General features: G+C 30.3%; 20 protein-coding genes, 1 pseudogene and 1 riboswitch. Of the genes and pseudogenes, 7 read left to right on the forward strand and 14 right to left on the reverse strand.

All coding sequences use genetic code 11. The annotated features are described in order from the left end of the window. Nucleotides 1-92: 92 nt before the first annotated feature. The 7 genes from NST35_RS09395 to NST35_RS09425 all read right to left on the reverse strand — a co-directional run bounded on the left by NST35_RS09395 (nt 93) and on the right by NST35_RS09425 (nt 4734). Complete coding sequence (locus NST35_RS09395) at nt 93-905, reverse strand: MetQ/NlpA family ABC transporter substrate-binding protein (RefSeq protein WP_002438990.1); 813 nt, start codon at nt 903-905, stop codon at nt 93-95. Nucleotides 906-925: 20 nt separating this feature from the next. Continuing rightward, nucleotides 926-1621: a methionine ABC transporter permease gene (locus NST35_RS09400; RefSeq protein ID WP_002438988.1), complete on the reverse strand. Its 696-nt coding sequence runs from the start codon at nt 1619-1621 to the stop codon at nt 926-928. Next, nucleotides 1614-2639 carry a methionine ABC transporter ATP-binding protein gene (locus NST35_RS09405; RefSeq protein WP_002456122.1) on the reverse strand — a complete coding sequence of 342 codons (1026 nt, stop codon included), beginning with the start codon at nt 2637-2639 and terminating at the stop codon, nt 1614-1616. The genes NST35_RS09400 and NST35_RS09405 overlap by 8 nt, the downstream gene beginning before the upstream one ends. Nucleotides 2640-2732: 93 nt before the next feature. Beyond that, a riboswitch (SAM riboswitch) is annotated at nt 2733-2835 on the reverse strand. A 56-nt stretch (nt 2836-2891) separates the two neighbouring features. Beyond that, on the reverse strand, nt 2892-3188 hold the full coding sequence (locus tag NST35_RS09410) for a thioredoxin family protein (RefSeq protein WP_001831936.1): 297 nt from the start codon (nt 3186-3188) through the stop codon (nt 2892-2894). Further along, nucleotides 3181-3567: a toprim domain-containing protein gene (locus NST35_RS09415; protein ID WP_001831968.1), complete on the reverse strand. Its 387-nt coding sequence runs from the start codon at nt 3565-3567 to the stop codon at nt 3181-3183. The genes NST35_RS09410 and NST35_RS09415 overlap by 8 nt, the downstream gene beginning before the upstream one ends. 259 nt (nt 3568-3826) lie before the next feature. Beyond that, nucleotides 3827-4207: a glycine cleavage system protein GcvH gene (gene gcvH, locus NST35_RS09420; RefSeq protein ID WP_002438979.1), complete on the reverse strand. Its 381-nt coding sequence runs from the start codon at nt 4205-4207 to the stop codon at nt 3827-3829. 173 nt (nt 4208-4380) lie between these two features. Then, the gene (locus NST35_RS09425; protein ID WP_001831965.1) at nt 4381-4734 is read right to left on the reverse strand and encodes an arsenate reductase family protein; all 354 of its coding nucleotides are present in this window, start codon (nt 4732-4734) and stop codon (nt 4381-4383) included. A gap of 142 nt (nt 4735-4876) precedes the next feature. Between NST35_RS09425 and NST35_RS09430 the strand changes: the two genes are divergently transcribed. Further along, the gene (locus NST35_RS09430) at nt 4877-5200 is read left to right on the forward strand and encodes a thioredoxin family protein (RefSeq protein WP_001831907.1); all 324 of its coding nucleotides are present in this window, start codon (nt 4877-4879) and stop codon (nt 5198-5200) included. Between the two features lie 182 nt (nt 5201-5382). Here NST35_RS09430 and NST35_RS09435 read toward each other — a convergent pair whose 3' ends face one another. Further along, entirely contained in the window at nt 5383-5925 is a 543-nt protein-coding gene (locus tag NST35_RS09435; protein ID WP_001831981.1) for a nitroreductase family protein, read from the reverse strand. Between the two features lie 80 nt (nt 5926-6005). Next, nucleotides 6006-6722 (reverse strand): type I 3-dehydroquinate dehydratase, encoded by a 717-nt coding sequence (gene aroD / locus NST35_RS09440; RefSeq protein ID WP_001831974.1) that lies wholly within the window; start codon nt 6720-6722, stop codon nt 6006-6008. A 160-nt stretch (nt 6723-6882) separates the two neighbouring features. Between aroD and NST35_RS09445 the strand changes: the two genes are divergently transcribed. After that, nucleotides 6883-7305: an organic hydroperoxide resistance protein gene (locus tag NST35_RS09445; RefSeq protein ID WP_002457221.1), complete on the forward strand. Its 423-nt coding sequence runs from the start codon at nt 6883-6885 to the stop codon at nt 7303-7305. Nucleotides 7306-7488: 183 nt separating this feature from the next. Here the strand turns inward: NST35_RS09445 and NST35_RS09450 are convergent, their stop codons facing one another. Together NST35_RS09450 and NST35_RS09455 are read right to left on the reverse strand one after the other, a co-directional pair. Then, complete coding sequence (locus tag NST35_RS09450; protein WP_162161215.1) at nt 7489-7626, reverse strand: hypothetical protein; 138 nt, start codon at nt 7624-7626, stop codon at nt 7489-7491. Between the two features lie 29 nt (nt 7627-7655). Then, nucleotides 7656-7843, reverse strand: a pseudogene (locus NST35_RS09455) (hypothetical protein). Between the two features lie 386 nt (nt 7844-8229). On the opposite strand from NST35_RS09455, the gene NST35_RS09460 reads away from it, so the two are divergent. Next, nucleotides 8230-8730, forward strand: coding sequence for a GNAT family N-acetyltransferase (locus tag NST35_RS09460; RefSeq protein WP_001829623.1), 501 nt, complete (start codon nt 8230-8232; stop codon nt 8728-8730). 270 nt (nt 8731-9000) lie between these two features. Here NST35_RS09460 and NST35_RS09465 read toward each other — a convergent pair whose 3' ends face one another. Beyond that, nucleotides 9001-9588, reverse strand: a complete 588-nt coding sequence (locus NST35_RS09465) for a histidine phosphatase family protein (protein WP_001829615.1) — start codon at nt 9586-9588, stop codon at nt 9001-9003. Nucleotides 9589-9801: 213 nt separating this feature from the next. Here NST35_RS09465 and NST35_RS09470 point away from each other — a divergent pair, with 213 nt between their 5' ends. After that, nucleotides 9802-10038: a hypothetical protein gene (locus NST35_RS09470; protein ID WP_002457224.1), complete on the forward strand. Its 237-nt coding sequence runs from the start codon at nt 9802-9804 to the stop codon at nt 10036-10038. On the opposite strand, the gene NST35_RS09475 is transcribed toward NST35_RS09470, so the two are convergent. After that, the gene (locus NST35_RS09475) at nt 10030-10233 is read right to left on the reverse strand and encodes a sterile alpha motif-like domain-containing protein (protein WP_002438966.1); all 204 of its coding nucleotides are present in this window, start codon (nt 10231-10233) and stop codon (nt 10030-10032) included. The two genes, NST35_RS09470 and NST35_RS09475, sit on opposite strands and share 9 nt — an antisense overlap. A gap of 408 nt (nt 10234-10641) precedes the next feature. Between NST35_RS09475 and tsaA the strand changes: the two genes are divergently transcribed. The 3 genes from tsaA (at nt 10642) to lnsA (ending at nt 11856) form a co-directional block, all read left to right on the forward strand. Next, nucleotides 10642-10899: a type II toxin-antitoxin system antitoxin TsaA gene (tsaA, locus tag NST35_RS09480; protein ID WP_002438963.1), complete on the forward strand. Its 258-nt coding sequence runs from the start codon at nt 10642-10644 to the stop codon at nt 10897-10899. A gap of 24 nt (nt 10900-10923) precedes the next feature. After that, complete coding sequence (tsaT, locus tag NST35_RS09485) at nt 10924-11112, forward strand: type II toxin-antitoxin system toxin TsaT (RefSeq protein WP_001829569.1); 189 nt, start codon at nt 10924-10926, stop codon at nt 11110-11112. Between the two features lie 189 nt (nt 11113-11301). Further along, nucleotides 11302-11856 carry a lipoprotein N-acylation protein LnsA gene (gene lnsA / locus NST35_RS09490; protein ID WP_001829566.1) on the forward strand — a complete coding sequence of 185 codons (555 nt, stop codon included), beginning with the start codon at nt 11302-11304 and terminating at the stop codon, nt 11854-11856. A 59-nt stretch (nt 11857-11915) separates the two neighbouring features. Here the strand turns inward: lnsA and NST35_RS09495 are convergent, their stop codons facing one another. Continuing rightward, on the reverse strand, nt 11916-12149 hold the full coding sequence (locus NST35_RS09495; RefSeq protein WP_001829664.1) for a hypothetical protein: 234 nt from the start codon (nt 12147-12149) through the stop codon (nt 11916-11918). Between the last annotated feature and the right edge of the window lie 71 nt (nt 12150-12220).

Here is a 12220-nt window from a genome sequence, read left to right on the forward strand (position 1 = left end):
CAAAAAACACGTAGATGATTTTATACTGAATCATCTACGTGTTTTTGTATATTCATGTGACAAGCGATTAAATATTATTAATTGTTTGCTATTTACTTAGCAGGTACGACAGCTCCATCATACTTATCTTTAATATAATCTTGAATTTCTTTAGATTGTAGCACTTCCATTAATACTTTGATATTTTTATCATCTTTATGACCTTTTTTAACTGCAATTAAATTTGCATATGGGTTATCTTTAGGAGATTCTAAAGCAATCGAATCTTTTTTAGGACTTAATTTTTGGTCAATCGCATAGTTAGAATTAATGATTACTGCGTCAGCGTCTTGATTTTGATAGATTTTTGGTAAATATTCTGCTGATTGTTTGTTGTTAAATTTAATATCTTTTTTGTTTTCAGTTATGTCATCAAATTTAGCATTTTCAATTTTAACGCCTTTTTTAAGTTTAATAAGACCTTCATCTACAAAGAATTTTAAGAATCGTCCTTGTTCAGCTGGGTTATTTGATACATATACTGTTGCACCTTTAGGAAGATCTTTTAAGCTTTTATATTTTTTTGAGTATACAGCCATAGGTTCTAATTCAACATTCCCAGCCGATTCAATTTTATACCCTTTTTCTTTACTTTCAGTATTTAAGTATGGTGTATGTTGGAAGAAGTTCGCATCGATTTCACCTTTGTCTAATAATTTATTAGGCGTTGTATAATCGTTAATTGGTTTGATTTTTAAATCATAACCTTTTTTCTTCAATAATGGTTTTGCTTTTTCTAAAATTTCAGCGTGTGGTGCTGGAGATGCACCTACTGTGATAGTTTTTTCCTTATCTTTACCTCCACCACATGCAGCTAAGGCAATCGTTAAAGCCAATACTAAAATAATTCCGAATAATTTTTTCATAGAATATAATCCCCTTTTCTTTAGCGTTTATCGATTTTATTTGTAAGCCAATCCCCTAGGAACTGGATTATAAATACAATAATTAAAATAAATACTGTTGAAACTAAAATGACATCATTTTGATTTCGAGTAAATCCTGTTAAATATGCTAAATTACCTAAACCGCCTGCGCCAATAACACCTGCAATAGCTGTAGAACCTACCAAAGCAATTGCAGTAACGGTAATACCTGAAACTAAAGCAGGCATTGCTTCAGGAAGTAGCACTTTTCTCACAACTATCGAAGTGTTCGCTCCCATTGACCAAGCAGCCTCTATAACACCTTTATCAATTTCTTTAAAAGCAATCTCGACCAATCTAGCGTAGAATGGTGCTGCACCAATAATAAGTGCTGGTAATGCACCAGTTGGCCCACTGATTGTTCCGAGAAGTATACTTGTAAATGGAATTAACAGTAAAATTAATATGATAAATGGAATTGCTCTAAATAAATTAACAATGAATGACACAATCGTGTAGAAAATCTTAGCAGCCAATGAGTTACTTTTCGCAGATAAAAAGAGTAATACCCCTAATATAAGTCCAAGGACAAATGCAAAAAGCGTCGAAACAATAGTCATATATAGAGTTTCTAAAATTGCCTGCCAAACCTCTGGCCACTGAACATTTGGCATTGTCGCCATTTCGTGAAATATTTCACCGTAAGATTTACCCATGTTTTAGCACCTCCACATTAACGTGTTGTTCGTGAAGATTATGTTTAAATTGCTTGAAATGTTCTTCACTTATATGTGGTATGTGAATAACTAAAAATCCAAACGAACCGTTTTTAGTATTCTTAATATCTGCTTCAAGAATATTCACATCTATGTTATGCGTCGTCGTCATATAAGATATGATAGGCTCAGTCGTATTTTCACCAGTAAAGTTTAACCTCACAATATATGCATCATGATCTAATGGCTCCAAATACTCTAAAGAATCTTCAAAATCATCGTTTAAATCATCTTTCACAAAACGTTTTGTTACTTCATGTTGTGGATTCTCAAATACTTTACTTACCGCTCCCTGTTCAATAACTTTACCGTTTTCCATTACAGCAACTTCATCACAAATTCTTCGTATAACATGCATTTCATGTGTTATAAGTACAATAGTTAAATTTTGTTGTTCCCTTACCTTCAATAATAAATCTAGAATTTCATCTGTAGTTTGTGGATCTAATGCACTTGTTGCCTCATCGCATAACAATACATCTGGATCATTAGCTAATGCTCTCGCAATACCCACTCTTTGTTTTTGTCCGCCTGATAATTCAGACGGATACGCACTTTCTCGACCTTTTAGGCCGACAAGTTCAATGAGTTCCAATGCTTTTTGTTTAGCTAGACCACTTGGAACGCCAGCAATTTCTAATGGAAATGTTACATTTTTCAATACACTTCTTGACCATAGCAGGTTAAAATGTTGAAAAATCATACTCACTTTTTGTCGTTTTTTTCGTAACTGTGATTTAGATAATTGACTTATATTGTCACCATCTATAATGATTTCACCTGACGTTGGAGATTCTAAGTTGTTAAACATTCTTATAAGCGTACTTTTGCCAGCTCCTGAGAAACCAATCACACCAAAAATAGAGCCGGATTCAATGTTTAAATCAACGTGATCAACAGCAAGAACATCTTTATCCTTGGTATGATAGCGTTTAACAATTTGGTTTAGCTTAATCACGTTAATAGCCTCCTTATGTTGCTTAGTAATCAAATTAAAAATGCTTTCTCAATTTTTAGAAAATTTGAGAAAGCATTTGTTGAAATGTTCTTTCTCTCATCTTCTAAAGTTATACTTTATGTGAATTGGCACCATTTCTATTTTAGACGGTTGCCGGGTTTCTTAGGGCACATCCCTCCACCTCTCTCGATAAGAGTTAAAGCATATTTAATTTGTATTAATCCTACCATCGTACTAATGTTTCGTCAATAATTATTTTAAATTTTCTAACAAATAAGTAACTGACTGAAATGCGTAGATTCTTTTTATCTCTTCCTCTCTACGCATAAGCAACAAAACAGGAACAGACATAATTTGTTTCTCTTTACTCCATTCAGGATAAAAATTAAGATCTATTTTTTTTATTGGCAATTGTAAGATTTCATTAGCAATATCCAACATCCTTTCAGAAATCTTACATGTTCCACACATTGGTGTATAACCAAATATGAGATGTTTTTCTTTATTAAAATTAACAGTTATGTCTTCAATATCCTTCAATTTATTCATTTACTAAAACTAGCCTTTCAGTTTTTAAATTATTCATAAGTTTCTTTTCTTTTTTTACATTAAAACCATATCTACTTAATACATGTGCTAAATAATTTTTAGGACACTTAGCAACCTCACAAAACGTTTTATCAACATAAATATGTTCACTTTCGCTTAAATAACGTTTAAACCATTTTCTAATTTTTTCACCCTCATCATCAGAATCGGCAAGAACATAAACTTGTTTGTCATAAAGTGTTTCTATCATGTTGTCTATCTTATCTATACTCATAGTGCCATGTGTACAAATGATATTTGCAGGTTCAGCGATTACTTGTTGTACTCTTTTCTTATCCGATTTACCTTCAACAATAATAACCTTATTTACAATAGCCATGTCAATCCACCTTCTAAGCGTCAAAGTAACTATCACTATCATCATTCACAAAATCCCCAAAACCTAAACATTTAGTGACACTGCAATTTTTAATTGCTTGTGTCACTTATGCTTGAGCTTTGCTCAGGCGTTCCTCTTTTTCACTGCAATTTTTAATTGCTAGTGTCACTTATGTATGGGCTTTGGCTTACGTTCCAGATTAAAGTTGTTCCTTATAAAAAAACTCCTTGATTAAATCTAATCGAGGAGTTTGCAATCATTATTCACCAATCATTTCTGAGTATTGATCTGCTGATAATAATTCTTCTAATTGACTATCGTCACTAATTTCAATTTTAACCATCCATGCTTTTTCGTATGGCGATTCATTTACAAATTCTGGGCTATCTTCCAATTCTTCATTAACTTCAACAATTTTCCCAGAAATTGGCGCATACAACTCTGATACTGTTTTTACTGATTCCACACTACCGAATGTGTCACCTTCATTTAATTCATCGTCAGTTTCAGGTAGCTCAACAAATACGATATCACCTAATTCGTTTTGTGCGTATTCTGTAATACCAATTGTTGCTACATTATTTTCAATTTTAACCCACTCATGCTCTTTAGAATATTTAAATTCGCTCGGTACTGCCACGAGAATCCCCTCCTGATTAATTTAATTACAATTTAATAATGCCACACACATATTGTTCATTCAACTATTATTACAAAGAATAAATGAATTAAAATTCGTTTTTAAATATACAAAACACCATTTTAATTTATATTTTTTTATTAATGTTCACTTTCTCTAAATTAATATCACACCTATAACCATTGGTGTTGATACTCATTTTCTTTAAATCCTAAAGTCAAATGGTTACCAGAAATAGCTAATGGACGTTTAACCAACATTCCATCTGAAGCAAGTAGTTCTAGTTTTTCATCATCAGACATATTTTTAAGTTTCTCTTTTAAATTTAATTCGCGATATTTGATACCATGTGTATTAAACAACTTATTAATATTCACACCCGTTTTATCTACGATATTTTTGAATTCTTTTTTAGTCGGTGTATGTTGAACAATATCAATGGATTCATAATTCACATCGTGCTCATCTAAAAACTTTGCAGCCTTTTTGCACGTTGTGCATTTCGGATACTGATAAAATTTAATCAATTACCTTTTACCTCCTTCTCTCTATTAACTTAAATATATCATGATATTTAATTGAACGCTTTAATTTTCAAGCTAATATTTTTGTTAATGTGCAGTCATTCGTTATAATAAGTTTACCAAATTACAAAAGGAGTAGATAGTGATGAAAAATATTCATCAAACCGAAGAATTTAATTCTACTATTGGTAGTACTGATCCAGTAATTATCAAGTTTGAAGCCGACTGGTGTCCAGATTGTAAAGCGATGGATATGTGGATAGATCCAATTGTTGAAAAATATAATAATTATCAATGGTATGTGGTCGATCGTGACGAATTAGAAGATGTGACAACTGAAAATGATGTTATGGGTATCCCAAGTATTTTAATATTCCAAAATGGTAAAAAATTAGCACACTTGCATTCAGCAAATGCTAAATCACCTGAACAAGTTGAATCATTCTTGACTGAACATTTAGATCAATAATATTTAACTAAAAAACCTGAGACATCATCAAACGTCTCAGGTTTTTCTTGTATTATTCGTCAGTAACTAAAGTAAATACTTATGTTTTCAACTCTGTTACTCACTGTATCGGTGAAACGATAAACACAAATTCCATCTCACCTAATTTTAAATTTTAATACACGCTCAATATCACGGATGATTTATTCAAATTCGGTAATAAGATTTTTATTTTTACGTTTAGCCTTCGTTGGTACTTCTTCTAAATCAGTAAGATACAAAAATCCTGCTAATATTTCATTATCCTTTACACCCAAAGCTTTTCGTATTTTAGGATCAAAGATATATTGTGGCGACTTCCAACAAGTACCAATACCCGCTTCGTATAAAAGTAACATTAAATTTTGAGCAAAAGCTCCAAATGCAAAATAATTTTCACGACTTTGACGTTGTCTTGGATCATCTTTTAAAATCAACAACAACATGCCACCTAAATTTGTTACTGCATGAAAGTGATCCTCTCGCTTATCCGGACTATCTGGAAAAGCAAATCTTGTGATATCCCTACTAAAATCACCGAGTTTATCTTTTGAAATATGAACCAATCTCCATGGTTCTCTCATACCATGATTTGGAGCGTCAGTAGCTTTATATATTGCATCGTAAACCGTTTGATCATCAACCACCATATCGTGTTTAAATTTTTTGACGCTTCTACGATTAGATATAGCTTCTTGTAATTCCAATGTATTTCGCTCCCTTTATTTTATACATGATAACCATTATCAATTATAAGATACATTGTTATTGAATTCAAACTTACAAGTTAATCCTCATAAAAAGAAACCATGGATTTTAACTTAGAGACATGTATCTGTCCGGGTGCTTGTGGTTCTTCTATGCAACCATAAGACAGCGTTCCACCAAATACGCCTTGAGCAATTCGGCTGACTTTACCCAAACTAGACATCGATATACCGACAATTCGGCATGTTGTGTGCTTCGCTGTGAGTGACATGGCTTCTAATAAATGTAACACGTCCTCTTGACATTTGGGCATAACCGCAAGCTTTAAATACTCAGGATTGAGTTTTTGCATTTTAAAGTAAATAAATTTAAGTTCATCTAAAGCAGGTGTTTCTTGAAAATTATGATGCGAAAGAACAACTTCGAGCCCTTTTTGTTGTGCACGTTGAACAAGATGCGTATATTTTTCAATTTTGACGGCACTGCTCCACTCAATATCAATCATATCAAATTGTGGACACTCAATTAATTCACCTAGTATATTTAAATACTCTTGCTCATTTACAGCTCCTTTTCCTCCTTGAACTGAAGTTCTATATGTTACTAATATTTTCAAATGGAATATTTTTAATTGCTTAATCACTTCATTTAATAATGCCTTATTAAATGATGGCCATTGGTCAATGCGCAATTCAATGATATCTATTGATTCTTCGTTTACTTTTATATCTTTGAGTAAAGTTTTAGAAAGCTTGTCTTCTGGTGCAATTGTCGCTGCAATATCTACATGGGTCATTCTATCCCTCATTTCGTACACTATAGTAATTTTATTTTATATGATTTTCTTTCATTCATACAAATATCTCTAAACTTATTATTAAAATTTAAAACGAATGATTAAGTACATCTACTGGTGGGTATCAATAAAATACATACAATTTGAGGAGGTAATAATGATGGCAGTTCAATATGAAACTAAAGCGACTAACGTAGGTGGACGTAAAGGTCATGTCCATACTGACGATAATGCAATAAATGTAGATGTATTACCACCACAACAAGCTGACGGTAAAGCGACTAATCCAGAACAATTATTTGCTGCAGGTTACGCTTCATGCTTTAATGGTGCATTTGATTTAATTTTAAAACAAAATAAAGTGCGCGATGCTGAACCTGAAGTAACGTTAACGGTACGCTTGGAAGACGATCCAGATGCCGAAAGCCCAAAACTTAGCGTTGATATTCATGCAAAAGTTAAAAATGTTTTATCACAAGAAGATGCTGAAAAATATTTACAAGATGCGCACGACTTTTGTCCGTATTCAAAAGCTACACGTGGCAATATCGATGTAAACTTAAATGTTGAAGTAGTAGAATAACATTTTATCGATTAATTATATTCTCCACCCACAATTTGTGTTATCAAATTGTGGGTGGTTTTTTGAGGCTGGGACAAAAAGGTTCAAGATAAGTAAAAAAGACAATTTCTATTGAAAAAATATAGAAATTGTCTTTTTTATAATTTTTTTGATTATTTTCAGCTCGTTGAGCTGTTACTTTTCTTATATTAAGCCACAATGATGTCTGAATTCATCGAATTCAGTATCGGGAATTGTTTCTACAATATCATTTACATGTCGTGAAATATCATTTGTGGGGATAAGAACTGAAGTTTCCATTGGCAGAGTATGTTGAGTCAAGTTATATTCTTTATACATAAGGCACCTCGTTAATTTAGTTTATTGATATTTATTACATTATACGAAAGGGCTTTATTTTTTAAAAGTATTTTGGCGAGACTCTTGAGGGAACAGGACAAGCTGAAGACTACAGGCTGAAGCTGTCCCCTAAGAAAGCGAGCCAACAATACGAAGTATTATAAATAAATAGCTAGTAAATGAATTTATGAAAACTCATTTACTGGCTATTATGCTAGGGAATTATGTACCAGCCTCGTTTTTTTATTTAATTTAAATTTCTTATGTTATCAATCTTACTTGTTTAATTGGCCTTTATAACATACTTTTCAATAATTTTTTGTAAAGATTCAAAATATACCTTTCGTTTTTTCAAAATATTGATAAAATAAAATGTGATAAATTCATTTCAAAGTCATCATTTTCCAATTGACAAAAATATAAAATTAATTTTAAAAACAATTTTTAAATATGTTGTCAATAATGTTTTTTATAGTAACAAAACGATTATTGCGTATTTTTAATAATTCTTTTATTATGTATTTAATAAGTCTTAATTTCAAAAATCATTTTTATTTATGTTATTTCTTTTAATGGGAGGTCACCATGAACAATATCCGTTTATTGAATCAAAACGATTTGGATTCCTATATTGAATTAATGAAATTTGGTCACCATAATTATGAATGGGATCGTTACTATTTAGAAAATGTTAGCATTGATAGACTCAAAACTATCTTGTCTAATCATACTGATTATTGGAATATATTTGGTGCTTTTGAAGATGATGAACTTGTTGCAACATGCACTTTAAAACAAATGAATTATGTAGGTAAATGCCATAAAGCTATTCTTGAAAATAATTTTGTTAAAAATAATGATGAAATTGTTAACCGAGAATTAATTAATCATATTATTCAATACGCTAAAGAACAAAATATTGAAACATTGATGATTGCTATTGCATCAAACAATATAAGTGCTAAAGTGTTCTTTAGTTCTATAGGTTTTGAAAATCTTGCTTTTGAAAAAAACGCTAGCAAAATTGGCAATGAATATTTTGACGAAAATTGGCTCATTTATTCAACAACTGAGTCATCAGATTAAAATGCTTATATTTACCTTTTAAACATTTTCATTATTATGTTCATACATCGATATAGTGCTTTTTAATCATGAGTTTATATGAATATTTAAAATGACTATTTCAAAAATCAGTAAAGCAAAACATATATTATTTAAGTGATTCCCATATACAAAAAAGTTAAAAATTTAGCCTCAAATGAAATTACACAAATCATTTGAGGCTATGTTGATTTTTCTATAATTATTGAACAATTAATGTACATTTATTATTAAAACTATCTTGTAAGTAAACTATTTTTTAATGGGATTAATTAAATCTTTAAAGATAAATTCTTCTCCATCGTATTCAAATTTTACAATGTTACAATTTCCTATTTCAAATTTACTTCCCTTGTCATACCCTAATATATTTCTTACAAACAAACCAATAGTGCTACCATGACTCACTGCTAGAATTGTCTCTCCATCTGTTGTATCCATCATTTCATAGAGTGCTCGATAAACCCTGTGTTCAACTTCAGATCTTGATTCTCCACCAAATGGTACAACAGCGTCACCATACAAATATCTAGGTTGTTTAATAGCTCTTAATAACTCGATACTTTCCCCTTCAAATAATCCAAACCCCCACTCTTTAAGATCTTTTACACACCAATATTGTTGGTTTGGTACAGCGTTCTCTAACGTGTCACATGCTCTTTGTTGTGGTGATGAATAAAGATAGTCAAAATGAATATTTTTCGTTTTAAAATATTGTTGTGCTGCATTCGCTTGTTGTACACCTAATGCAGTCAAAGGAGAATCACTAGCCCCTTGTATTTTACCTTTTAAGTTAAATACTGTTTGACCATGTCTCATTAAATATAATGTTTTAACCAATTGTAAACACCTCTTCACTCATTATTTAAGATATTCACCAAAGAATACACCCATCATTGTTTATGACACTTTTATTTAATCACTGCCAAATTACAAAGTAAACCAATGATTTAAAAAATTAGAAATCATACAATTTAAAAGCAAATTGTTTAATAAAATTTGTTTAGGGTATAACTTAACATTAGATTTACATGGAATAAAGGAGGATTAATGATGTCTACTCATAGTCAATGTAACTATGTCAATCCTAATTCAATTTCTTTAGATTGGGAATGTTTAATTATAAGCAAAACAGATATGCTACTCGATGGTGTACCTAAAGAATTAATTAATACTTGGTTAGATCAAAATGTTATCGAGCCGTTTTGTGTTCGTAATAATGAAATAAACTTTAAAACTAAAGATGTTTGGAATGCTCTTAAGACCCATAACTGGTATTATTCAAATTAATTGATATAGACTAATTGCACGATTTGTACTTTCGATTAACTGACGATCATTATAATTAAGAAGCACATAGGTTCTTATAGAATTATTATTTTTCTCTTCCTTTGGGAAACAAGCATCATTAAAAATGTATTGTGCTAAATGACCTAGTGGCGTATCGTCATTGATAAATCCTAAAATAAAATCATAAAAAGACATTTGATTTCAGCCCCTTTTTTAAAGTGTTAAAAACACTTGAGTCACCTACTTATATACTTTCACCTATTAATCATACCAGATTGCTCGAGTTTTTATGTGCAAAAAATTCTTTTTTGCACTATATACATAAACTTTTTTTGCTAATAATGATAATTTTCATTTATTTTTGTTCTTGTGATGAAATTACAGTTGTTAGAGGTTTAAAAATAACTATAACATTAAATTGATTCACATATAATAAAGTATTACTAATTTTTTTATTTTCACCATAAAAACGACAATGATGTGTATGTCTCAAATAAAATATTTTTTATGAATGTTAATATATTTACCTGTACGAAATAAATGATATTATAGTATATAAATAACTTAGTTCTATCAAGCAGTATCTATTGAGGTGTAACACCTATGAAATTAAACAAAGCAAATATATTCAATTTGATATTCACCATTTTATTTTTTTCATTTAACATTCTCATAACCTATAACGCAAATATAGATTATAAGTTATGGTTAATACCTGGTTTAGCAATTTGTGGTTTTGCTCTTTTTTCAAGCTTGACCTTAGTAATTATCTATAGTGATTTATTCAGTGAAATATTATTTTTTATCAACATTATCTTAGCACTGTATTACATTTATCCGATTTTTTATGAATTTGTCTAAATTTTTGACTAGGGAGGGATATCAATGAGCTTACATTTCCAAATTTTGCTGTGGCTTTCTATCTTATTTATCATCGCAGGAACGATATTATTGGTAACAATGCTTAAAACTAAAAAAGAAGAACGAAAAGAATCTTATCTAGGCTTTACTGTAATTTTCTTAATCTTTGGTTTTGCCATCTTAATTTATACTTTTATATTCGGAATTTTATAATATGTAGAAATAGAATCACTTTTAATGAAAAGGCATTATACTATATTATGCATCTCAAAGAGATAAACAATGTATTCTTTTTGAGATGCTTTTTAATAGCGTGATTATGATTTACTAGATTATATTTGAAGTAAATCAATTATTTTTGCAACTAGCTTTATGAATTATTCAAGGAGCTTCTTTAAATATATGAAATTAATATCTAAAAGCATATACTTATCATTTATATTTTTTATTTTTAGTCTCATGTTATTTACCAATCAAAGTTTCGCTAATGATAATAAACGTTTTCAGCTAAAACCAGGTGACATTATTGTTACAAAAGGTCCTGTTTTAAATGGTTTTTTTGGTCACTGTAGTTTGGCAATTGATCATGACACTGTACTTCAAATTGAAGGTCCAGGGGATAAACCAATGACGGAAGATTTTGAATCTTATCGTGACAGATATGGAAAAGGTAAAAATGAATGGATAAAAGTCTATCGATGTTCACACCCTAACGCTGGAACAAAAGCAGCTCAATGGGCAAAGAAACATTATGAGAATAGCGATAGCGAATATCTTGTTACATTCAACTTAAAAAGTGAAACATTTACATATTGCACTAAAATTATATATCAAGCATATAAATACGGCGTAGATAAAAATTCCGTAAGTGATCACGGTTTATATATTATTTCACCCTATGCGCTAACAGATAATTTTACAGATGAATATAAATTAAAATTAGTAAAAACATATTAAAAATCCCGATGGTAATGTGAACTTATGCTCGTATTTCACACCACCATTGGGATTTATAGTCATCCTTCTTTAAAATAGTTAATAAATTGGTCTTGCTTATCAATAAGTTCTAAATAGGAAATTGAACTAAACGGTATAATACGTGTACAATTTTTACATGGATAAATAATAACTTCGTTTTCATAATCAACATGAATATCATTCTCTAATACGATTCTCTTATTCCCTATAACAACGACAACTGATTTGAAACTATCATCATTCAAGTATTTTTTTAATAGATTTTTATTCATCACAACATCACATCCCTTTACTATAAATTACCACATTATTGTTAAAACAATGTGAAGATTTTGAATTCTTT

It is taken from the genome of Staphylococcus sp. FSL W8-0304 (genome assembly GCF_038006565.1).
Taxonomy (GTDB): domain Bacteria; phylum Bacillota; class Bacilli; order Staphylococcales; family Staphylococcaceae; genus Staphylococcus; species Staphylococcus epidermidis.

Coding starts and splice junctions, on each gene's coding strand:
- aroD (WP_001831974.1), bottom strand. CDS start 6,722: ATGACCCATGTAGATATTGCAGCGACAATTGCACCAGAAGACAAGCTT.
- NST35_RS09445 (WP_002457221.1), top strand. CDS start 6,883: ATGGCAGTTCAATATGAAACTAAAGCGACTAACGTAGGTGGACGTAAA.
- tsaT (WP_001829569.1), top strand. CDS start 10,924: ATGAGCTTACATTTCCAAATTTTGCTGTGGCTTTCTATCTTATTTATC.
- NST35_RS09430 (WP_001831907.1), top strand. CDS start 4,877: ATGAAAAATATTCATCAAACCGAAGAATTTAATTCTACTATTGGTAGT.
- lnsA (WP_001829566.1), top strand. CDS start 11,302: ATGAAATTAATATCTAAAAGCATATACTTATCATTTATATTTTTTATT.
- NST35_RS09400 (WP_002438988.1), bottom strand. CDS start 1,621: ATGGGTAAATCTTACGGTGAAATATTTCACGAAATGGCGACAATGCCA.
- NST35_RS09395 (WP_002438990.1), bottom strand. CDS start 905: ATGAAAAAATTATTCGGAATTATTTTAGTATTGGCTTTAACGATTGCC.
- tsaA (WP_002438963.1), top strand. CDS start 10,642: ATGAAATTAAACAAAGCAAATATATTCAATTTGATATTCACCATTTTA.
- NST35_RS09495 (WP_001829664.1), bottom strand. CDS start 12,149: ATGAATAAAAATCTATTAAAAAAATACTTGAATGATGATAGTTTCAAA.
- NST35_RS09470 (WP_002457224.1), top strand. CDS start 9,802: ATGTCTACTCATAGTCAATGTAACTATGTCAATCCTAATTCAATTTCT.
- NST35_RS09460 (WP_001829623.1), top strand. CDS start 8,230: ATGAACAATATCCGTTTATTGAATCAAAACGATTTGGATTCCTATATT.
- NST35_RS09415 (WP_001831968.1), bottom strand. CDS start 3,567: ATGGCTATTGTAAATAAGGTTATTATTGTTGAAGGTAAATCGGATAAG.
- NST35_RS09475 (WP_002438966.1), bottom strand. CDS start 10,233: ATGTCTTTTTATGATTTTATTTTAGGATTTATCAATGACGATACGCCA.
- NST35_RS09410 (WP_001831936.1), bottom strand. CDS start 3,188: ATGAATAAATTGAAGGATATTGAAGACATAACTGTTAATTTTAATAAA.